The 19,572-nt window shown below is 71.5% G+C and carries 19 protein-coding genes and 5 tRNA genes; 16 read left to right on the forward strand and 8 right to left on the reverse strand.

The window, feature by feature from the left end; translation table 11 throughout:
* Positions 1–127: 127 nt before the first annotated feature.
* The 4 genes from ACSMTC_RS24485 to ACSMTC_RS24500 form a co-directional block, all read right to left on the reverse strand.
* Positions 128–712 carry a GTP-binding protein gene (locus ACSMTC_RS24485; RefSeq protein WP_436561866.1) on the reverse strand — a complete coding sequence of 195 codons (585 nt, stop codon included), beginning with the start codon at positions 710–712 and terminating at the stop codon, positions 128–130.
* Positions 693–1,139: a DUF742 domain-containing protein gene (locus tag ACSMTC_RS24490; protein WP_045306847.1), complete on the reverse strand. Its 447-nt coding sequence runs from the start codon at positions 1,137–1,139 to the stop codon at positions 693–695. Before ACSMTC_RS24490 ends, ACSMTC_RS24485 begins: the two co-directional genes overlap by 20 nt.
* A 359-nt stretch (positions 1,140–1,498) precedes the next feature.
* Positions 1,499–1,912 carry a roadblock/LC7 domain-containing protein gene (locus ACSMTC_RS24495; RefSeq protein ID WP_030248297.1) on the reverse strand — a complete coding sequence of 138 codons (414 nt, stop codon included), beginning with the start codon at positions 1,910–1,912 and terminating at the stop codon, positions 1,499–1,501.
* Positions 1,913–1,922: 10 nt separating this feature from the next.
* Positions 1,923–6,050, reverse strand: a complete 4,128-nt coding sequence (locus tag ACSMTC_RS24500) for a sensor histidine kinase (protein WP_436561869.1) — start codon at positions 6,048–6,050, stop codon at positions 1,923–1,925.
* A 484-nt stretch (positions 6,051–6,534) separates the two neighbouring features.
* On the opposite strand from ACSMTC_RS24500, the gene ACSMTC_RS24505 reads away from it, so the two are divergent.
* The 8 genes from ACSMTC_RS24505 (at position 6,535) to ACSMTC_RS24540 (ending at position 9,930) form a co-directional block, all read left to right on the forward strand.
* Complete coding sequence (locus tag ACSMTC_RS24505; RefSeq protein ID WP_436561870.1) at positions 6,535–6,750, forward strand: hypothetical protein; 216 nt, start codon at positions 6,535–6,537, stop codon at positions 6,748–6,750.
* A 168-nt stretch (positions 6,751–6,918) separates the two neighbouring features.
* Positions 6,919–7,719 carry a fumarylacetoacetate hydrolase family protein gene (locus ACSMTC_RS24510; protein WP_436561871.1) on the forward strand — a complete coding sequence of 267 codons (801 nt, stop codon included), beginning with the start codon at positions 6,919–6,921 and terminating at the stop codon, positions 7,717–7,719.
* Positions 7,712–9,241 carry a glutamate--tRNA ligase gene (gltX, locus tag ACSMTC_RS24515; protein WP_436561872.1) on the forward strand — a complete coding sequence of 510 codons (1,530 nt, stop codon included), beginning with the start codon at positions 7,712–7,714 and terminating at the stop codon, positions 9,239–9,241. Before ACSMTC_RS24510 ends, gltX begins: the two co-directional genes overlap by 8 nt.
* Before the next feature lie 200 nt (positions 9,242–9,441).
* Positions 9,442–9,513: transfer RNA gene (locus ACSMTC_RS24520), tRNA-Gln, on the forward strand.
* A gap of 21 nt (positions 9,514–9,534) precedes the next feature.
* A tRNA-Glu gene (locus ACSMTC_RS24525) sits at positions 9,535–9,607 on the forward strand.
* A gap of 26 nt (positions 9,608–9,633) precedes the next feature.
* Positions 9,634–9,706: transfer RNA gene (locus ACSMTC_RS24530), tRNA-Glu, on the forward strand.
* A gap of 26 nt (positions 9,707–9,732) precedes the next feature.
* A tRNA-Glu gene (locus ACSMTC_RS24535) sits at positions 9,733–9,808 on the forward strand.
* Between the two features lie 47 nt (positions 9,809–9,855).
* Positions 9,856–9,930: transfer RNA gene (locus tag ACSMTC_RS24540), tRNA-Gln, on the forward strand.
* Between the two features lie 107 nt (positions 9,931–10,037).
* Here the strand turns inward: ACSMTC_RS24540 and ndgR are convergent.
* Positions 10,038–10,751 carry an IclR family transcriptional regulator NdgR gene (ndgR, locus tag ACSMTC_RS24545; protein ID WP_030275730.1) on the reverse strand — a complete coding sequence of 238 codons (714 nt, stop codon included), beginning with the start codon at positions 10,749–10,751 and terminating at the stop codon, positions 10,038–10,040.
* A 233-nt stretch (positions 10,752–10,984) separates the two neighbouring features.
* Between ndgR and leuC the strand changes: the two genes are divergently transcribed.
* From leuC to ACSMTC_RS24565, 4 genes are all read left to right on the forward strand, one after another.
* Complete coding sequence (leuC, locus tag ACSMTC_RS24550) at positions 10,985–12,412, forward strand: 3-isopropylmalate dehydratase large subunit (protein ID WP_436561873.1); 1,428 nt, start codon at positions 10,985–10,987, stop codon at positions 12,410–12,412.
* A 2-nt stretch (positions 12,413–12,414) separates the two neighbouring features.
* Positions 12,415–13,011: a 3-isopropylmalate dehydratase small subunit gene (leuD, locus tag ACSMTC_RS24555; protein WP_436561874.1), complete on the forward strand. Its 597-nt coding sequence runs from the start codon at positions 12,415–12,417 to the stop codon at positions 13,009–13,011.
* Between the two features lie 169 nt (positions 13,012–13,180).
* Positions 13,181–13,528, forward strand: a complete 348-nt coding sequence (locus ACSMTC_RS24560; RefSeq protein ID WP_436561875.1) for an SCO5555 family protein — start codon at positions 13,181–13,183, stop codon at positions 13,526–13,528.
* A 133-nt stretch (positions 13,529–13,661) separates the two neighbouring features.
* Positions 13,662–14,375, forward strand: coding sequence for an HU family DNA-binding protein (locus ACSMTC_RS24565; RefSeq protein ID WP_436561876.1), 714 nt, complete (start codon positions 13,662–13,664; stop codon positions 14,373–14,375).
* Positions 14,376–14,878: 503 nt separating this feature from the next.
* On the opposite strand, the gene ACSMTC_RS24570 is transcribed toward ACSMTC_RS24565, so the two are convergent.
* Positions 14,879–15,637 (reverse strand): GntR family transcriptional regulator, encoded by a 759-nt coding sequence (locus ACSMTC_RS24570; RefSeq protein ID WP_436561877.1) that lies wholly within the window; start codon positions 15,635–15,637, stop codon positions 14,879–14,881.
* 139 nt (positions 15,638–15,776) lie between these two features.
* Here ACSMTC_RS24570 and ACSMTC_RS24575 point away from each other — a divergent pair, with 139 nt between their 5' ends.
* Both ACSMTC_RS24575 and ACSMTC_RS24580 read left to right on the forward strand, forming a co-directional pair.
* A complete protein-coding gene (locus ACSMTC_RS24575; protein WP_436561878.1) occupies positions 15,777–16,025 on the forward strand; it encodes a hypothetical protein in 249 nt (82 codons plus the stop codon).
* Positions 16,022–16,315: a hypothetical protein gene (locus tag ACSMTC_RS24580; protein WP_436561879.1), complete on the forward strand. Its 294-nt coding sequence runs from the start codon at positions 16,022–16,024 to the stop codon at positions 16,313–16,315. Before ACSMTC_RS24575 ends, ACSMTC_RS24580 begins: the two co-directional genes overlap by 4 nt.
* A 53-nt stretch (positions 16,316–16,368) precedes the next feature.
* Here ACSMTC_RS24580 and ACSMTC_RS24585 read toward each other — a convergent pair whose 3' ends face one another.
* Both ACSMTC_RS24585 and cofC read right to left on the reverse strand, forming a co-directional pair.
* Positions 16,369–16,602, reverse strand: a complete 234-nt coding sequence (locus ACSMTC_RS24585; protein WP_436561880.1) for a hypothetical protein — start codon at positions 16,600–16,602, stop codon at positions 16,369–16,371.
* A 167-nt stretch (positions 16,603–16,769) separates the two neighbouring features.
* Entirely contained in the window at positions 16,770–17,462 is a 693-nt protein-coding gene (cofC, locus tag ACSMTC_RS24590) for a 2-phospho-L-lactate guanylyltransferase (protein WP_436561881.1), read from the reverse strand.
* Positions 17,463–17,670: 208 nt separating this feature from the next.
* Here cofC and ACSMTC_RS24595 point away from each other — a divergent pair, with 208 nt between their 5' ends.
* Positions 17,671–18,504 carry a lysophospholipid acyltransferase family protein gene (locus ACSMTC_RS24595; protein ID WP_436561882.1) on the forward strand — a complete coding sequence of 278 codons (834 nt, stop codon included), beginning with the start codon at positions 17,671–17,673 and terminating at the stop codon, positions 18,502–18,504.
* Complete coding sequence (locus ACSMTC_RS24600; protein ID WP_436561883.1) at positions 18,501–19,502, forward strand: NAD(P)H-dependent glycerol-3-phosphate dehydrogenase; 1,002 nt, start codon at positions 18,501–18,503, stop codon at positions 19,500–19,502. The genes ACSMTC_RS24595 and ACSMTC_RS24600 overlap by 4 nt, the downstream gene beginning before the upstream one ends.
* The last annotated feature ends 70 nt before the right edge of the window (positions 19,503–19,572 follow it).

Here is a 19,572-nt window from a genome sequence, read left to right on the forward strand (position 1 = left end):
GAACCGGCTCAGGGGCGCGGGGAACCTTGCGGTCGGCTTTCCGTGGTGGGTGGCCGGTCGGGTGGTTCCCTGCGCCCCTGGGGTGCTTGCCCTTGGGGTGCTGGTGCCCTTGGAGGTTGCTCGCTCCTTAGCGGAGGCGGGCGAGGAGGGCATGTTCGACGAGGGTGATGAGTGCGCTTTTGGCGCTGTCGCGTCGGCGGGCGTCGAGGGTGATGATGGGGGTGTCGGCGCCGAGTTGGAGTGCTTCGCGGACTTCGTCGGGGGTGTGGGGCTGGTGTCCGTCGAAGCCGTTGAGGGCGACGACGAAGGGGAGTCCGGAGTTCTCGAAGTAGTCGAGGGCGGGGAAGCAGTCTGCGAGGCGGCGGGTGTCGACGAGGACGACGGCGCCGATGGCGCCGCGGACGAGGTCGTCCCACATGAACCAGAAGCGGTCCTGTCCGGGGGTGCCGAACAGGTAGAGGATGAGGTCTTCGTCGAGGGTGATGCGGCCGAAGTCCATGGCGACCGTGGTGGTGGTCTTGCCCGCGGTGTGGGTGAGGTCGTCGATGCCGGCGGAGGCGCTGGTCATGACGGCTTCGGTGCGCAGGGGGTTGATCTCGGAGACGGCGCCGACGAGGGTGGTTTTGCCGACGCCGAAGCCGCCTGCGACGACGATCTTCGCGGAGGTGGTGGCGCGGCTGGGGGCGGCCGCGTTAGAGCTTGCGAAGTCCACTGAGGACCCTTTCGAGCAGCGTGACGTCAGGCGTACCGCCCGACTCGCCCGCGGCAGCGGGCTGGTGGATGGCGACAAGACCGGCCTCGGCCAGGTCAGCGACGAGAATGCGGGCGACCCCGAGCGGGACCCCGGCGAGCGCCGAGATCTCCGCCACCGACTTGACGTCCCGGCACAGCGCCACGATCCGCTGGTGCTCCGGCAGCATGCCGGCGGTGCGCTCGGCATTGCCGGTGGTCGAGATCAGCGCCTCGATCGCCAGCTGGTACCTGGGCCGGGTACGGCCACCGGTCATCGCGTACGGGCGAACCAGCGGCTGCTGCTCGTAGCCGTCGGACTGCTGGCCACCGTAGCCGCCGGCCTGCTGGCCGCCGTAGCCACTGCCGTACCCGTTGCCGTATGAGCCGGGTGTCGGGGGCGGGGTCATGTTCGTCTCCTAGCTAGGGCCGAGTGCGGCTCGCTCCGCGTGGAGCGGGCCGCGAATGCACCGGATGACGCTGCGCATTCAGTGGTGTGCTGTGGACTGTCAGCCGTCACGGGGTGACGGCTGGTCCCGGCGCCGGGAAGGCGCCGGGAGAGACCTGCGGAGCTGGTGCTGAAGCTCGGCTTGGATTCGTCCCGGAGTCGGTCAGGGCGGAAGCGGGAAGGTCTGCCGGGTGACCGGCGGACTCCCTGCCTCCTCGACGAGGGCGGGGAGGATGCCAAAACTCCTCCTTGCGTCCGGGAACGGCTCTGGGTGGGCCGCCGGGCTCGGGCCGACCGGGCCCGGCGGTTCCGTGCGGTGTCTCAGTGCAGCAGGCTGCCCTGGAGTTCCGCGCGGAGTGCGGGGGTGAGGACGGCCCCGGCACGGTCGACGAGCAGGGCCATTTCGTAGCCGACCAGACCGATGTCGGAGTCGGGTGCGGCGAGGACGGCGAGGGCGGAGCCGTCGCTGACGGCCATCAGGAAGAGGAAGCCGCGTTCCATCTCCACGACGGTCTGGTTGACCTCGCCGCCCTCGAAGATCCGGCTGGCGCCGGAGGTGAGGGAGGTGAGGCCGGAGGCGACGGCGGCGAGCTGGTCGGCGCGGTCGCGGGGGAAGCCCTCGGACATGCAGAGCAGGAGCCCGTCGGCGGAGACCACCACCGTGTGCGACACCCCGGGGGTGTTGTCCACGAAATTGGTGATCAGCCAGTTCAGGTTCTGTGCGGCCTGGCTCATCTGACTCAACTCAACGCTCCTGGTGATCTGGGCCGAACTCGCCGAAGCCTCCGTTGCCCCGAGGGGCGTCGAAGCCGTCGAACCGCTGCGGACGGGTGGGCCGCTGGCCCTGGGACGCGGCACCACCGAAGTTGCCGGTGGGTGCACCCGCGCCCGGCGCGCCGGGGATCGGCGTGCCGGCTGCCGGTGTGGTTCCGCCCGCGCCTGCCTGGCGGCCCTGCTGGATGCCGCGGCGCAGGTTGGTCAGTCGGCCGCGGACCTCCTCGGGCGCTCGGGAGACCTGCGGGCCGGTCAGCGGCGCCGCCTCGGCGGTGCCGGAGACCAGGTTGGCCTGCGGCGTACGCCGGGGCAGGCCGGAAAGCGTCATACCGCTGGTCGAGGGCTCGCGGACCTGCTCGGCGCGGCGCCAGCGCTCGTCGTTCGCCGACGGGCGCCACGGAGTGTCCGAGGGCTGACCGGGCTGACCGGGCTGAGCCGCCGGGCCCGGCTGACCGGGCTGAGCGGGCTGAACCGCCGGGCCGGGCCGACCGGGCAGGCCCTGCTGGGGCGCCTGCTGGTCCGGCATGACCGGACGCGGGCGCTCCTGCTCCAGGCGCTGCTGCGGGGCCTGCGGCTGCTGCTGCGGGACCTCGGACTCGGGGAAGCCCGGTGCGGTGGTACCGGGACGCTGCGGCTGGTACGACTGGCGCGGCCGGCCCAGCGGCGGCTGCTGGAACTGCCGGCCGTCCCCGACGGTGCCCTGGGGGGCATCGGTACCCGGACCGGTCGGCAGCGCCATCGGTTGCTGCCGCTGCGGGGCCGGACGATCCTGAGCGGGCTGCGGCAGCGCGGGCTGCGGCTGCCGGCCGTCCGGAACCTGCGGCCGGAAGGGCGCCTGCGGGGCCTGCGCGGCCTGCGGGGCGGCCGGGTTGGGCACGCTCGGCAGGACCGGCTCGACCAGGCCGAGGCCCAGCGGGTCACGCGGGTCGATCTGGCTGGCCTCGAAGCGCGGCCGGGCGAAGGACGCGGTGGTCTCGGCCGGAGCCGGAGCCGGAGCCGGAGCCTGCGGGGCCGGGGCCTGCGGGGCCTGCGGCTGCGGCACGGGCTGCTGCTGGCCGGTCTGCGGCCCCTGCGGCTGGGCCGGGGCGGGCTGCGGCGGCTGGCCGGGCGCGGCCTGCGGACGGCGGGTGGGCAGCTCCTGGCCGGGACGGCCCTGCTCACCGCGGGCCGGACGGCTCGGCAGGCCGCCGCCCGAGGGCTGCTCGGCGAGGCCGTGCTGCGGCTGCTCGGGGTTGGGACGCGGGCGCTCCTGCGCGGGGCCGGGACGACCGGCACCGGGCCGGGCCTCGCCACGGCGCGGCAGACCACCGCCGGGGCCGGCCGGCGCACCGGAAGCACCGGGCGTACGGCGGGGCGGCTGGCCGGGCGCCGGGTTCTCGCGCAGCGACTGTCCGACCGAGCGGGTCGGCAGACCGCCGCCGGCCGGGCCGCCGGCCTGGGGCGCGTTGGGCTCGCGGGTGGGCAGGCCGTTACCGGCCTGGGGCGCGTTGGGCTCGCGGGTGGGCAGACCACCACCGGCCTGGGGCGCGTTCGGCTGGCGGGGCGGCAGGCCGTTCGGCTGGCCGCCGTTCGGGCCGCCGTTCGGGCCGCCGGGCAGGGTGGCCTTCGGGTCACGGGTGGGCAGGCCGTTCGGCTGGCCGCTGTTCGGGCCGCCGGGCAGGGTGGCCTTCGGGTCACGGGTGGGCAGGCCGTTCGGCTGGCCGCCGAACGGCGCACCCGGCGCACCCGGCATACCCGGCGCACCCGGCATACCCGGGCGGCCGCCGGCCTGCGGGCCCTGGCCGAGCTGCGGCCGGCCGGTCGGGGCACCGGCGGACGGGCCCTGGCCGAGCGCGGCGGCCTGGCGGCCGGACAGCGCCTCGGCGGCACTGGCCCGGCCCTGGCGCGGCGCCGGACCGACCCCGCGCTGCTGCTTGGTCTGTGCGGCGCCGGGACGGCCGCCGCGCCGGTCGGACGAGTTGGTGACGTCGACCGGGAGCATGACGAGTGCGGTGGTACCGCCGGAGTCGCTGGGACGCAGCTGGATCCGGATGCCGTGACGCAGGGACAGCCGGCCGACCACGAAGAGGCCCATGCGGCGGGAGACCGAGACGTCCACGGTCGGCGGGCTGGCCAGCCGCTCGTTGATCTCCGCGAGGTCGTCGGGGGAGAGGCCGATACCGGTGTCGTGGATCTCGATCAGCACCCGGCCGTCCGGCAGGGCGTGGCCGGTGACCCGGACGCGGGTCTGCGGGCTGGAGAACGAGGTGGCGTTCTCCAGCAGCTCGGCGAGCAGGTGGACGAGGTCGTTGACGACGCGGCCGGCGACCTCGGCCGAGGGGACCGCGGCGAGTTCGATGCGCTCGTACTGCTCCACCTCGGAGGCGGCGGCGCGGAGCACGTCGACCAGCGGGACGGGACGGGTCCAGCGGCGGCCCGGGTCCTCACCGGCGAGGACGAGCAGGTTTTCGCCGTTGCGGCGCATACGGGTGGCGAGGTGGTCCAGCTTGAAGAGGCTGGCGAGCTGGTCCGGGTCGGCCTCGCGGCTCTCCAGCTCGGAGATCAGCGACAGCTGACGCTGGATCAGACCCTGGCTGCGGCGCGAGAGGTTGGTGAACATCGCGTTGATGTTGCCTCGCAGCAGGGCCTGCTCGGCGGCGAGGCGGACGGCCTCGCTGTGCACCATGTCGAAGGCGTGCGCCACGTGGCCGATCTCGTCGGCCGAGTCGACGCCGACCGGGGCGATGGAGACGTCGACGTCCTGCGGGTCGCTCTCGGAGAGCGTCTTGACCAGTTCCGGCAGCCGCCGCTCGGCGACGTCCTCGGCGGCGGCCTGCAGACGGGTCAGCGAGCGCACCATCGAGCGGGCCACGATGGCGGCACCGGCGATGGCGACGATGAGGACCAGGGCGATCAGCGCGCCGTTGATCAGGGTCTCGGTGTCGGCGTCGTCCTGGAGCTGCTGGGCCTTGCCGTTGAGGTCCTCGAGCAGCGTGGACTCGATCTTCTGCTCGGCGGTGATCTTCGCGGTGGCGTCGTCGTACCAGCTCTTGTAGGTACGGACGTCACCCTGCTTGATGCCGTTGGTGTTGAGGACGGCCTTGGTGTACCGCTCGGCCTCCGAGATCACCTGGTTGTAGGTGAGCGGGGCGCGCAGCGCGACCGCGGCGGCGTTGCCGTAGATCGCGGTGAAGTTGGTGTTGGCGTTGTCCTCTTCGGTCTGCAGCCGGATGCCGAAGGTCTCGTCCGAGGTGTTCAGGTCCTGGCCGCCGGGGCGGGCGAGCGCGGCGCTGATCAGCGCGCGCTGCATCGAGGCGGCCTCCTTGGCCAGCGAGAACTGCTGCAGGGCACGGGTGACCTTGACCAGCTCGGTGCTGTTCGAGGCGATCGCGATGTCCTGGGTGATGCCCAGCAGGTCCTTGATGATCACGTCGTAGTTGGTGATCGTGGCCTGGATGTTGTCCGGGTTGGTGTACGCGGTGCTGCGGGCCTCGGAGAGCTGGTTGAGGTCCTTGCGGACCTGGAGCAGCAGCGCCTGGCCACCGGCGAGGTCGAGGTTGTCGAAGTTGTCGGCGGTGGTCGCGAAGGCCTTGCTGAGGGTGTCCGTGTCCTTGCGGGCGTTGACGATGTCCGGGTCCTGCTGGTTGCCGTTGCTGGCGGTCAGCGGACCGGCGCTGATGTCGCGCTCGGTCTGCAGGGCGTTCGCCAGCGCGGTGGCCTTCTGCGCCAGGTCCGACAGGCCGTGCATCTGCGACAGCTGCTTGGAGTTCTGCACCGAGTTCTGGACTCGCAGACCACCGAGCACCAGGGCGACGACCACGGGGAGCAGCAGCAGGGCGATCAGGCGGGTACGGATTCGCCAGTTGCGCATGGCGAACCGGGACATACCCGTGGCGCGCCGACGGTTCAGGGAGCCGCGCAGGCGGGAGCGGCGCTTCTCACCGGCCGGCTCGCCCTCGGGAGCGCCGTCGCCGGTGCCGGGCTGCTCGGACCCGGTGACCGCGCCGACCGCCGGCTCGCCTGGCTCGGTGGCCGGTGCTGCCTGGTGGGGGCCTGCCGCGGGCTCGTGCGACTCCGGGTCACCCGCGCCGCCGCTGCCCCTCTTGAAACGTCCCTGCACTGGCGTCGCAACCTCTGGACCGGGCGTCCCTCTCCGCTGCCGCGGATGGAACGGTGTCGAGTTTTTCCGTGGCATTCCAGCACAGCGGGAGAAGTCCAACAAGGGCCGTTACCTGCCGGTGTCCTGAGCTACCCAGCGCATGCACATTCTTACTGACTGTGCGGTAACCCCGCCCGAATACGGTCCTTTTCGGACACTCGCCAGATACATGCCAACTCGGCCATCGACGGACAAGAGTCGCAGACGTTCTCATCTGTCCGGAATGCCGCGATTGTCCGGCCAGTCGGCGGGTGTGAAATGTCCCGCAATATGTATTCTGTTCATCTATTTGTGAGTGAGATCACAGCCGAATGTATAGCCCTGACCGCAGTGGCTGTGGAATGAGGTCCCTAGTCTGGCCGTGCCGGGCAGTGCGTCCATGAGCCTGCCCGGAATCACGCAGGCCGACTCCTGTGAGCGGCCCCGAACTCCGAGGTGCTACGCGATGTCCCAGTCGGCCGCCACCACGTCCATGATCATCAGCGCTGCGACGGCGAACCCGCGCCGGACCACGCTGGCCGCCGTCGGGGACTTCGGCCAACTGCCGGGCGGCGGCGCCGTACGGCGGATCGAGTACGCGGCCGAGCTGCCGGCCAGCACCGCCAACCCGCGCCGGACCGTCCTGATGGTCGCCCCGGCGCCGCGCAAGCCGGTGGACTGAACCCGGACACGGGGAACGAGGGGCGTCTGCCGCGGAGTGCGGCGGGCGCCCCTCTCCGTATGTCCCGGCCGTGCGCGAGGGGCCCGCCGCGGCCCACGCGATAGCCTGGGGAACGTTCGAGCAGGGCCCGGTAAGGCCGGTGCCCGACTGACCGAGAGGCTCCCAACCGTGCGCATTGCCAGGTTCTCCGTCCGGGAAGGGAGCCCTGCCGCCGGCAGTGTCTCCTTCGGAGTGGTCGAGGGCGACCCCGCTCAGCCCGAGTCTCTGGTGGTCCACGCGCTGGCCGGCCACCCGATCGTCTCCATGCAGCTCAGCGGTGAGACCTACCGGATGCAGGACATCCGGCTGCTCTCGCCGATCCTCCCCAACAAGGTCGTCGCGGTCGGACGGAACTACGCGGCGCACGCCGCGGAACTCGGCAACGAGGTCCCCGACGTTCCGCTGACCTTCTTCAAGCCCTCCACCGCGGTGATCGGTCCCACCGAGTCCATCGCGTACCCGCCGTTCTCCTCGGACGTCCAGCACGAGGCCGAACTGGCCGTGGTGATCGGCAGGATGGGCCGGGAGGTGCCGCTGGAGCGGGTACCGGAGATCATCTTCGGTTACACCTGCGCCAACGACGTCACCGCGCGCGACGTGCAGCAGCGCGAGGGCCAGTGGGCGAGGGCCAAGGGCTTCGACACCTCCTGCCCGCTCGGACCGTGGATCGAGACGGAGCTCGACCCCAGTGATCTGGCGATCACCTGCACGGTCAACGGCGACCTGCGGCAGACCGGCCGGACCTCCCTGATGGTCCGTTCGATCGCGGAGCTGATCGTCCACATCTCCGAGGCGATGACGCTGCTTCCGGGCGACGTCATCCTCACCGGCACCCCGGCGGGTGTCGGCCCCATCAACGTCGGCGACGAGGTCGCCGTCTCCATCGAAGGCATCGGCACTCTCACCAATAAGGTGATCAAGCGTGGTTAGCACCGAGCCGGGCACGACCCCGGCTACCCCGAAGGACCCCAGCGTTCGGGTTCGTTTCTGTCCCTCCCCGACCGGCAACCCCCATGTCGGCCTGGTCCGCACCGCTCTCTTCAACTGGGCCTTCGCCCGCCACCACGGCGGCACCCTGGTCTTCCGGATCGAGGACACCGACGCGGCCCGCGACTCCGAGGAGTCGTACAACCAGCTGCTGGACGCGATGCGCTGGCTCGGCTTCGACTGGGACGAGGGCCCCGAGGTCGGCGGCCCGCACGTGCCGTACCGGCAGTCGCAGCGGATGGACATCTACGCCGACGTCGCCCAGCGCCTGCACGAGGCCGGCCACGCCTACCACTGCTACTGCACCACCGAGGAGCTGGACGCCCGCCGCGAGGCCGCCCGCGCGGCCGGCAAGCCCTCCGGCTACGACGGCCACTGCCGCGAGCTGACCGAGGACCAGGTCGCCGTCTACAGGCAGGAGGGCCGCAAGCCGATCCTCCGCTTCCGGATGCCCGACAAGACCCTCTCCTTCGACGACCTGGTCCGCGGTGAGACGAGCTTCGAGCCGGAGAACGTGCCGGACTACGGCATCGTCCGGGCCAACGGCGCCCCGCTGTACACCCTGGTCAACCCGGTGGACGACGCCCTGATGGGCATCACCCACGTACTGCGCGGCGAGGACCTGCTCTCCTCCACCCCGCGTCAGATCGCGCTGTACGCGGCGCTGGCCGAGATCGGCGTCGGCAGCGGCCTCACCCCGCGCTTCGGCCACCTGCCGTACGTGATGGGCGAGGGCAACAAGAAGCTGTCCAAGCGCGACCCGCAGGCCAACCTCAACCTGTACCGCGAGCGCGGCTTCATCCGCGAGGGCCTGCTCAACTACCTCTCGCTGCTGGGCTGGTCGCTCGCCGAGGACCGCGACCTGTTCTCCATGGACGAGCTGGTCGCCGCCTTCGACATCTCGAAGGTGAACTCCAACCCGGCCCGCTTCGACCTGAAGAAGTGCGAGGCGATCAACGCCGAGCACCTGCGCCGGCTGGCGCCGGAGGACTTCGTCCAGCGCCTGGTCCCGTACCTGCAGGCCGCCGGCCTGCTGCCGGAGCAGCCGAGCGCCGAGCAGCTCGACCTGCTGGCCAAGGCCGCGCCGCTCACCCAGGAGCGGATGGTCGTGCTGGGCGAGATCGTCAACATGGCGGGCTTCCTCTTCGTCGACCCGGCCGACTTCAAGGTCCAGGAGGAGGACGCGGCCAAGGCGCTCACCGCCGACGCCCGTCAGGTGCTGGAGGCCGGCGTCAAGGCGCTGGAGGAGCTCGACGACTTCAGGCCCGAGCCGATCCAGGCGGCCCTGCGCGAGGCGCTGGTGGAGGGCCTGGGCATCAAGCCCAAGTTCGCCTTCACGCCGCTGCGGGTGGCCGTCACGGGCCGCCGTGTCTCCCCGCCGCTGTTCGAGTCGATGGAGCTGCTCGGCCGCGCCGAGACGCTGCGCCGGCTGAGGGCCGCTCTGGACCTCGTCCCGGCCTCCTGACGTGCGCCCGGGCGGCCGCGCGACCAGTCGCGTGGCCGCCCGGGGCCGGGCCTGGGGTTATCGATTTTGGACCCTGGCCGGACGTCGGGTAATGTTCTTTCTGCGCCGCCCGGGAGGGAACGGACGAGGGAGTGAAACCCCGTCGGTAACCAAGCGAGAGGCGCAACGCCCGAGAGGGGCTCGCAAGGGTCCAACTCTGGTGGGGTATGGTGTAATTGGCAGCACGAGTGATTCTGGTTCATTTAGTCTAGGTTCGAGTCCTGGTACCCCAGCGCAGTACAACTGAAGATCAAGCCCCCGTTGTGTAGCGGCCTAGCACGCTGCCCTCTCACGGCAGTAGCGCCGGTTCGAATCCGGTCGGGGGTACTGATCCCGCAAGGGATCGCTTGAAAGCCCCCGTTGTGTAGCGGCCTAGCACGCTGCCCTCTCACGGCAGTAGCGCCGGTTCGAATCCGGTCGGGGGTACTGATCCCGCAAGGGATCGCTTGAAAGCCCCCGTTGTGTAGCGGCCTAGCACGCTGCCCTCTCACGGCAGTAGCGCCGGTTCGAATCCGGTCGGGGGTACCAGAGCGGCTGGGCCGATGGGTGTGAACCCCATCGGCCGAGCGCTTTGTTGGGGTATGGTGTAATTGGCAGCACGAGTGATTCTGGTTCATTTAGTCTAGGTTCGAGTCCTGGTACCCCAGCCAGAAGGAAAGTCCCGGTGATCCGGGGCTTTTTTGTTTTCCCGGACTTGATCGCAGTCAATGCCGAAGGGCCGCCCCGGAAATCCGGGGCGGCCCTTTCGCGTCGCTTTTCAGCCGCGCCGCAGCGCCTCGGTAAGGCGGTTGGCGGCCTCGATGATGGCCTGGGCGTGCAGCCGGCCCGGGTGGCGGGTCAGGCGCTCGATCGGGCCGGAGACGGAGACGGCGGCCACCACGCGGTTGGAGGGGCCCCGTACGGGCGCGGAGACGGAGGCCACGCCGGGCTCCCGCTCCCCGATGGACTGGGCCCAGCCGCGCCGCCGGACGCCGCTCAGCGCGGTCGCGGTGAAGCGGGCGCCCTGGAGCCCCCGGTGGAGCCGCTCGGGCTCCTCCCAGGCCAGCAGGACCTGGGCGGCCGAGCCGGCCTTCATCGGCAGGGTGCTGCCGACCGGGACGGTGTCCCGCAGGCCGGAGAGCCGCTCGGCGGCGGCGACGCAGATCCGCATCTCGCCCTGACGGCGGTAGAGCTGTGCGCTCTCGCCGGTGACGTCGCGCAGGTGGGTCAGGACCGGGCCCGCGGTGGCGAGCAGCCGGTCCTCGCCCGCCGCGGCGGAGAGTTCGGCAAGTCGGGGGCCGAGGATGAACCGGCCCTGCATGTCCCTGGTGACCAGGCGGTGGTGTTCGAGTGCGACGGCGAGTCGGTGGGCGGTGGGCCGCGCCAGACCGGTGGCGGCGACCAGCCCCGCCAGCGTGGCGGGGCCCGACTCCAGTGCGCTGAGCACCAGAGCGGCCTTGTCGAGAACGCCGACGCCGCTAGTGTTGTCCATGCCCCGATACTGCCGTCTCATTCTGCGAGACGCAAGTTCAATCTTCCGGGAAAGGCGCCACTCTTGAAGCAGCGGCCCGGGAAGAGCCCAGGATCGGCCCCCCGCCGGGGTGTCCACATCCTGGACGGCGGATCCGGCGTGCGGGTCCACCCGCGCAGCCTCACCGGGGCGGCACGGGAAGCGACCTCGACGACACGAGAAGGCCGGCAGAGCGGCCGGCCGGAGGGAATGCGATGGGACGGACACTCGCGGAGAAGGTCTGGGACGACCACGTCGTCCGGCGCGCCGAGGGCGAGCCCGATCTGCTCTACATCGATCTGCACCTGCTGCACGAGGTGACCAGCCCGCAGGCTTTCGACGGTCTGCGCCTGGCCGGCCGGAAGGTCCGCAGGACCGACCTCACCATCGCCACCGAGGACCACAACACCCCCACCCTGGACATCGACAAGCCGATCGCCGACCCCGTCTCCAGGGTGCAGCTGGAGACCCTGCGCAGGAACGCCGAGGAGTTCGGCGTGCGCATCCACTCGCTGGGCGACGTCGAGCAGGGCGTGGTGCACGTGGTCGGCCCGCAGCTGGGCCTGACCCAGCCCGGCACGACCGTCGTCTGTGGCGACTCTCACACCTCCACCCACGGCGCCTTCGGGGCGCTGGCGTTCGGCATCGGCACCAGCCAGGTCGAGCACGTGCTGGCCACCCAGACGCTGCCGATGGCCCCCTTCAAGACCATGGCGATCACGGTCGAGGGCGAGCTGCCCGAGGGCGTCACCGCCAAGGACCTGATCCTGGCCGTCATCGCCAGGATCGGTACCGGCGGCGGCCAGGGCTACGTCCTGGAGTACCGCGGATCGGCGATCCGCAGCCTCTCGATGGAGGCCCGGATGACCATCTGCAACATGTCGATCGAGGCCGGTGCCCGCGCGGGCATGATCGCCCCCGACCGGACCACCTTCGACTACCTGCAGGGCCGCCCGCACGCGCCCCGGGGCGAGGACTGGGACGCCGCCGTCGAGTACTGGAAGACCCTGGTCACCGACGAGGACGCGGTCTTCGACGCCGAGGTCCTCATCGACGCGGGCGAGCTGACCCCGTTCGTCACCTGGGGCACCAACCCCGGCCAGGGCGCCCCGCTCGGCGCCTCGGTGCCGGACCCGGCCTCCTTCGCCGATCCGCAGGAGCGGACCGCCGCCGAGAACGCGCTCAAGTACATGGGCCTCCAGGCCGGTACGCCGCTGCGCGAGGTCGAGGTGGACGCGGTCTTCGTCGGCTCCTGCACCAACGGCCGGATCGAGGACCTGCGGGCCGCCGCCGCCGTCCTGCAGGACCGCAGCGTCGCCGCGGGCGTCCGGATGCTGGTCGTCCCCGGCTCGGTCCGGGTCGCCCTGCAGGCCGTCGAGGAGGGCCTGGACAAGGTGTTCACCGCCGCCGGCGCCGAATGGCGGCACGCGGGTTGCTCGATGTGCCTGGGCATGAACCCCGACCAGCTGGCACCCGGGGAGCGCTGCGCCTCCACCTCCAACCGCAACTTCGAGGGACGGCAGGGCAAGGGCGGCCGTACCCACCTGGTTTCCCCCCAGGTCGCCGCCGCGACCGCGGTCCTGGGCCGCCTGGCCTCGCCCGCCGACCTGACCGTTTCGCTCAAGCAGGGCGTGGAGGCCTGACCATGGAGAAGTTCACCGACCACACCGGCCGGGCCGTTCCGCTGCGCCGCAGCAACGTCGACACCGACCAGATCATCCCGGCGCACTGGCTGAAGAAGGTCACCCGATCCGGTTTCGAGGACGGGCTGTTCGAGGCCTGGCGCAAGGATCCGGAGTTCGTGCTCAACCGGCCCGAGCGGCAGGGTGCGACGGTCCTGGTGGCCGGCCCCGAGTTCGGCACCGGCTCCTCGCGCGAGCACGCGGTCTGGGCCCTGCAGAACTACGGTTTCGCGGCCGTCATCTCGTCGCGGTTCGCCGATATCTTCCGCGGCAACTCGCTGAAGAACGGCCTGCTGACGGTGGTCCTGCCGCAGGAGACGGTGGAGCGGCTGTGGGCGCTCACCGAGGCCGACCCGGCCGCCGAGATCACCGTCGACCTCCAGGCCCGCGAGGTGCGCGCCGAGGGCGTGAAGGCCTCGTTCGAGCTGGACGACAACGTCCGTTGGCGGCTGCTCAACGGCCTGGACGACATCAGCATCACGCTGCGGAACGAGGCCGACATCGCGGCCTTCGAAGGCACCCGGCCGGGCTTCAAGCCGCGTACGCAGCCGGTCGCCTGAGCACCGTCATTCTGACGGCCCGGCGGATGGCCCGCTCCCCATCGGGGGGGCGGGCCATCCGCTGTTCCGGTCCCGAGTTCGGGTCTCACGCGTGCTCGCGATAGTTGCCGTGATTTGTCGGAAGAGGGGTGCGGACAGCGCAACTCTGTACAGATGGCACAATCGATGCATGCACTGGCACCATGAACCTCCGTACGAGGGTGGCGAACCCGCGTCGACGGAGGGGACGGACGGTGTCGCCGAGAGTCGAATTGACGATCGGCAGGACGACCAGACCTCACCTGCCGCGGAACCGGACGAGCCGGAAGTCGCGGCGCTCTACGCGCTTGTGGCCGAGCGGTTGAAGCAAGCTCATGCACGCGTTCATGCGCTGAACGTGTCAGCAGCGGCAAAGACTGCTCTCACCCGTCAACTGTTGATGGTCACGGAGACCGCCAAGCGTGATCTTCCTGAGGCGGCAAGGCGGTTGAGTCGCTTTGTGCAAGACCTCGACGAGGGGCGCATGCCTCTCGGCTGAGGTCGCCGACGCGCAAATCCATTGCGACACTAGGGTGATTCGCGCGTTTGGTAATTGAAAGTCCGCAGATACATACCTAACGTGCGAAAAGAACGGATGGAATCATCCGGCGCCCGTTTCCGAAGGGGAAGACGTGAACAAGGCTCAGCTTGTCGAAGCGGTGGCCGAGCAGCTGGGTGGTCGCAAGGCTGCCGCAGAGGCCGTCGATGCAGTGCTCGACACGATGGTGCGTGCCGTGGTGGCCGGAGACCGGGTGTCGGTCACCGGTTTCGGCACCTTCGAGAAGGTGGAGCGCTCCGCGCGCTTCGCCCGTAACCCGCAGACCGGCGAGCGGGTCAAGGTCAAGAAGACCTCGGTGCCGCGCTTCCGCCCCGGCCAGGGCTTCAAGGACCTGGTCAGCGGCAGCAAGAAGCTGCCGAAGGAAGGCCCCTCGGTGAAGAAGGCCCCCAAGGGCTCGCTCACCCCGGGCAAGGCCGGCGCCGCCGCCGCCCCCGCCAAGCGCGCCGCCGCCAAGCGCGCCGCCGCGGCCGCCGCTGCCGCTCCCGCCAAGAAGGCGGCGGTGAAGAAGACCACCGCCGCTGCGGCGAAGAAGGCCGCTCCGGCCGCCGCGAAGAAGGCCGCGGTCAAGAAGACCACCGCCACCAAGACGGCCGCTGCGAAGAAGGCGACCGCCACCAAGGCCACCACCGCCAAGACCACCGCCGCGAAGACCACCGCGGCCAAGACCACCGCGGCGAAGAAGACCACCGCCGCGGCGGCCAAGAAGGCGGCGGCGGCCAAGAAGACCGCTCCGGCGAAGAAGACCACCACGCGCAAGACCACCGCGCGCAAGTCGACCGCCAAGTAAGACCCGACGGGTTTCCGAGCGGTATCAGCGGTACCAGTCGACGGCCGGACCGGCCGTGAGCCGTGGCGGCTCGCTATCGGGGAGATCCCGGAGCGAGCCGCCACGGCTCTTCCGCGTCCAGGGGCGGTGACTTCCCGCCCGCCGCCCGCCGCCGGATGCCTCCGGCAGCGAAGCCGTAGGCCGGCACCCCGGCGCCGGTGCGCCCGGCGGTCCCCGAGGGAGCGGTGCGCCCGGCGGCCCCTATTGCCGGTCGGCCTAAGACCGACCGGCAATAGGGCCCGCGGCGTCGCGTGCCGATAGCTCTCTCCCTCCTTGCCCGCCATCGGGCAGGAGGGGCCCTCGAACGCACATCCCTCGTCGCGCGCAGCGCCGCTGCGCTCTCCTCACGATGCACGCCCAGACTCGGCTCTCGCCCCGCTCCTTGATCCACGCTCCCTATTGCCGGTCGGCCCAAGCCGCGGAGGGACGCCGCTCGTCGCCCGGCCCGCGTGGAGGGCCGCCGGTCACGGGCGCTCGACCGGGAGTTCGTAACTGATCTCCCATTTGGCGTCCGGGATGACGAAGTCGGCGGTCTCCACCGGGCGGCCGTCGACGTCGAAGTACGTCCGCTCGATCAGCATGACCAGGTCGCCGGTGGTGATGCCGAGCTTCAGGGCCTGGTCCGCGGTGGCGCGGGAGGCCCGGACGGTCTCCACCGCGAAGTCGACGACGATTCCGAGCTCCGCCATCCGCTTCACCACACCCTGGTGCTTGCGGCGGCCGAACTCGGGCAGCTGGGCCCCGCTGCGGCGGGTGAGGGCCGCCGGCTCCCAACTCTCGGCGAGCTGGCCCGGTTTGCGGTCCACCAGGAACTCGTAGCTGGTGCAGACCGTGTCCGCGCCCTCCTCGATGCCGAGCCGGGCGGCGATCTCGGGCGGTGCCGGGAGGAACCGGCTGGTGCTCTCGAAGTCGTCCTGCGGCTGGAGCTGGTCGGGCTCCGCGAAGAACCGCATGCCCGTGTTGAGCGCGAGGTGGCTGGAGCGGAGCAGTCTGCGGCGGACGGTGGGCAGGCGCACGAAGGTGCCGGAGCCGCTGCGGCCCTCCAGCAGGCCTTCGGCGATCAGCCGTTCCTGGGCGCGCTGCAACGCGAACGGATGGGCACCGTACGTCTCGGCGAGCTTGGCCCGGGACGGAAGACGCTCGCCGGGTGCCCACTCACCCTGGTTGATGCGGCGCCGGAGGTCGTCGGCGATGGGCACGTAAGCGGGATCACTCCTCGACATCTGGCTCTCCATTGGCGCAGATCGGGTGACACATGGGGCAGATCGGGTGACTCAGTGTTGACAAATCTAATGCATCAGGTGAAATCTAAAGCTTTAGATTCACGTTCCGTGACTGGCCGCTCGCGGGGAGAGGCGTGGCGTGCGAAGCACCAGGGTGTATGACCTCGCGGACCGGCTCGCCGCGGCGACGGGTGCGCGGACCCGCGTCCGCCCACGTCCGGGCGGTGGCTACCTGGTGGAGGTGACCCTCCCCGCCGGCCTCACCGAGGAGCAGGAGCTCGCCGCCCTCGACGTCCTGTCGGATGCGGACCGTTACGGACACCGATACAGCTCGGCGGTCGAGAAGCTCTGGGCCGAGTTCGACGAGGAGCGGGAACAGCACACGTGAACAGCAGAGAACCCGGGGCCGCGACGGCCTTCACGGTGTCGATCGAGGACATCACCCCGCCGACGACCTTCAGTCGGCTTCCGGACGCCCTGGCGGCACTCTGGGAGGCACTCAGGGTGCTGCCGCTCGGGTGGACGCAACATGAGGCGTACCGGTACTTCCTCGGGCCCGGCGCGCAGGAGCGGGTCGCGGCATTCCTGACCCGCGACGGGGAGTTGACGCTCAGCTTCACCATGGCCGGGCGCTCGCACGCGGTCCGGGTGGTGCCGGTGCGGCCGGACGGAGGCTGAGAGCGGTCCGGGCGGTTCGCGTCGTGTGCCCGGCGTGAACCGCCGGGCGGGTCTCAGCCCTGGCCCTGGTGCTCCGCGGGGTCGGGGAAGGTCTGCAGGGTCACGAAGACCACCCGGAGGCTCTCGCCGCTGCCCTCGGTGCGGATCCGCACCCGCTGGCCGGGGCGCAGCAGGCGAAGGCCCCCGGCGTCGAAGGCCGCCGCGTCGAACGGCACCGGGGTGCCGTCGTCCAGCAGTACGGAGCCGGCGCGGGTCTCGGGGTCGAAGGTGAATGCGGTGGCCTGCATACCCGCAGCATATCGGCGAGTTGATGCGCGCGGCATCGTCGGGGCGCGGGGAGTCGTGCGAGCGACCCCGCGGCCGCGGACGGATTCGGGGAACCGTGACCACGCGGTTCCCGGGGCGTGGCCGCGGTGGCTGGAAGCCGCGCCCCCGGGGGGGCCTGCCGGCCCGGTCAGCGGTGCCCGAGGGGTGCGAACAGGGGCGCGGAGGCGGTGGCGGTGCGGGGCCCGAGGCCCAGGGAGCGGGCGGTGGCGAGGTCGTCGCCGGTGTCCACGTCGCGGCGTACCGAGGGGACGTCGGGCAGGGTGATCTCGTAGGCGCCACCGGCCGCGTGGCGCTCCCGGCTCGCCCCGCCGAACTCCGGACGCAGGCCGCAGTCCGCGGCACAGGCGAGCAGCGTGGTGCCCACCCCGGGCGCGTCCGCGAGGAAGGCCCGCCCGGTGGGCGGCACGGCGGCGAGCACCCGGCCGAGTTCGGCGGGCCGAAGGGCTGGAAGGTCGGCCGAGAGCGCGGCGACGGGGGAGCGCGGTGCGATCCGCCGGGCATGCGCCGCGCCGTGTGCGAGGGCCGGGTTGAGACCGCCACCCGGCTCGTCGTCCAGGATCAGAGCACCCAGCCGGGCCAACTCGGGCCCGGCCAGCCGGTCCTGGGTGACCACCAGGACCCTCGCCACGTCCCGGCAGGCCAGCGCCGCCGTCACGGTGTCCAGCGCGAAGGCGAGCGCGAGTGCCGCGCGCCGTTCGCCCGCGAAGGCGCCGAGGCGGCTCTTGGCCAGCGCGAGCGGTTTCACCGGCAGCACCAGCGACCAGCCGGGGCGGGTAGCGGGCGGAACCGGCTCGACGGGGCGTACCGTGTCCTGGGTCATCGGCGTCATTGTGGCGTCGGTGCCAAAGCCCTGGCCAGGCGGGTGCCGCGCGGGTTGACGTGCGATTGGTCACTTGCCCCGGGCCGTGGGGGATGGCTCCTCGACAGCCGGTGAGGCGACGGGTGAGACTGATCCGCGCCCGGGGGCCCGGGCACCAGGAACGTTCTGCGGCACCCCGGGGTGCCGCACCTGATGAGGAGGAGCTGGGGTGGCCCGCCGCTCGTACGCCAGATTCGGCAACGCCGACTACGGGTTCTGGTACCGCTTCGCGGCCGTACTCGTGAAGCCGGTGACGACCGCCCTGGTGAAGCCCGAGTGGCGCGGCTGGGAGCAGCTGCCCAAGGAGGGCGGCTTCATCGCGGTGGTGAACCACAACTCGATCATCGACCCGGTGGTGTACGCGCACTGGCAGTACAACAGCGGCCGCCCGCCCCGGATACTGGGCAAGTCCTCGCTCTTCTCGGTGCCGTTCATCGGCTTCATGCTGCGTAAGACCGGCCAGATCCCGGTGTTCCGTGAGTCCACCGACGCCGCCGAGGCGTTCCGCGCGGCGATCGACGCCATCGAGCGGGGCCAGTGCGTGCAGTTCTACCCCGAGGGCACTCTCACGCGTGACCCCGACCTGTGGCCGATGACCGGCAAGAGCGGGGCCGCCCGGGTCGCGCTGATGACCGGCGCACCGGTGATCCCGGTGGCGCACTGGGGCGCGCACGAGATCATCCCGCCGTACGGCCGGGGCGGGAAGGGCAAGTTCAACCTCTTCCCCCGGCACAAGGTGACGGTCGCGGCGGGTCCGCCGGTCGACCTGAGCAGGTACCAGGGCCAGGAGCTCACCGCCAAGGTGCTCCGCGAGGCCACCGACGACATCATGGCGGCGATCACCGCCGTCCTCGCCGACATCCGGGGCGAGGAGCCGCCGGCCGAGCGCTACGACATGCGCAAGGCCGCCCGTGCGCGGGCCGCGGCAGCCGCCGCCAAGCGCGAGCGGGCGGGCGGCAACCAGGACGATGAAGGCACCACCCCCGAGGAGAGTTCCAAGTGACCCGCTGCGCCGTCTTCGGGACCGGTTCCTGGGGTACCCCGTTCGCGATGATCCTGGCCGACGCCGGCTGCGAGGTGACCCTCTGGGGCCGCCGCCAGGAGCTGGTGGACACCATCGAGCGGACCCACGTCAACCCCGACTACCTGCCCGGGGTGCGGCTTCCGGACAGCGTCCACGCCACCACCGACGCCGCCGAGGCGCTGGCCGGCGCGGACTTCGCGGTGCTCGCCGTGCCGTCCCAGACGCTGCGTCAGAACCTGGCCGCCTGGGCGCCGTTGATCGGTCCGCAGACGGTGCTGGTGAGCCTGATGAAGGGCATCGAGCTCGGTACCGCCAAGCGGATGAGCGAGGTGATCCAGGAGGTCGCCGGGGTCGGTCCGGAGCGGGTCGCGGTGGTCAGCGGGCCCAACCTGGCCAAGGAGATCGCCAACCGGCAGCCGGCCGCGGGCGTGGTCGCCTGCAGCGACGAGGAGGTCGCCACGCGCCTCCAAGCCGCCTGCCACACCCCGTACTTCCGCGCCTACACCAACACCGACGTGGTCGGCTGCGAGCTCGGCGGCGCGGTCAAGAACGTGATCGCGCTGGCGGTCGGCATGGCGGACGGGATGGGCCTGGGCGACAACAGCAAGGCCACCCTGATGACCCGCGGACTGGCCGAGACCACCCGCCTGGGGCTCGCCCTGGGTGCCGACCCGCTCACCTTCTCGGGCCTGGCCGGGATGGGCGACCTGGTCGCCACCTGCTCCTCGCCGCTCTCCCGCAACCACACCTTCGGCACCAACCTCGGCCGGGGCATGACGGTCGAGGAGACCATCGCGGCCACCAAGCAGACCGCCGAGGGCGTCAAGTCCTGCGAGTCGGTGCTCGATCTGGCCCGGCGCAACAACGTGGAGATGCCGATCGTCGAGGCCGTGGTGGACGTGGTGCACCACGGACGGCCCACCCAGGAGGTGCTCGCCGGGCTGATGGCCCGCTCGGCGAAGCCGGAGCGGCGGTAGCGGCCGGGCGGCGGTAGCGGCCGGGTCGGCGGCCGCGGCCGGAGGGCGGCCGAAGAGGAGCAAACCGGAC

Origin of the sequence: Kitasatospora sp. HPM-01-4 (assembly GCF_051374625.1) — a bacterium.
Taxonomy (GTDB): domain Bacteria; phylum Actinomycetota; class Actinomycetes; order Streptomycetales; family Streptomycetaceae; genus Kitasatospora.

Bases quoted from the DNA above. Each gene is read 5' to 3' on its own strand.
- ACSMTC_RS24490 (WP_045306847.1), bottom strand. From the start codon at position 1,139: ATGACCCCGCCCCCGACACCCGGCTCATACGGCAACGGGTACGGCAGT.
- ACSMTC_RS24495 (WP_030248297.1), bottom strand. From the start codon at position 1,912: ATGAGCCAGGCCGCACAGAACCTGAACTGGCTGATCACCAATTTCGTG.
- ACSMTC_RS24505 (WP_436561870.1), top strand. From the start codon at position 6,535: ATGTCCCAGTCGGCCGCCACCACGTCCATGATCATCAGCGCTGCGACG.
- ndgR (WP_030275730.1), bottom strand. From the start codon at position 10,751: ATGGACAACACTAGCGGCGTCGGCGTTCTCGACAAGGCCGCTCTGGTG.
- leuC (WP_436561873.1), top strand. From the start codon at position 10,985: ATGGGACGGACACTCGCGGAGAAGGTCTGGGACGACCACGTCGTCCGG.
- leuD (WP_436561874.1), top strand. From the start codon at position 12,415: ATGGAGAAGTTCACCGACCACACCGGCCGGGCCGTTCCGCTGCGCCGC.
- ACSMTC_RS24560 (WP_436561875.1), top strand. From the start codon at position 13,181: ATGCACTGGCACCATGAACCTCCGTACGAGGGTGGCGAACCCGCGTCG.
- ACSMTC_RS24570 (WP_436561877.1), bottom strand. From the start codon at position 15,637: ATGTCGAGGAGTGATCCCGCTTACGTGCCCATCGCCGACGACCTCCGG.
- ACSMTC_RS24585 (WP_436561880.1), bottom strand. From the start codon at position 16,602: ATGCAGGCCACCGCATTCACCTTCGACCCCGAGACCCGCGCCGGCTCC.
- cofC (WP_436561881.1), bottom strand. From the start codon at position 17,462: ATGACCCAGGACACGGTACGCCCCGTCGAGCCGGTTCCGCCCGCTACC.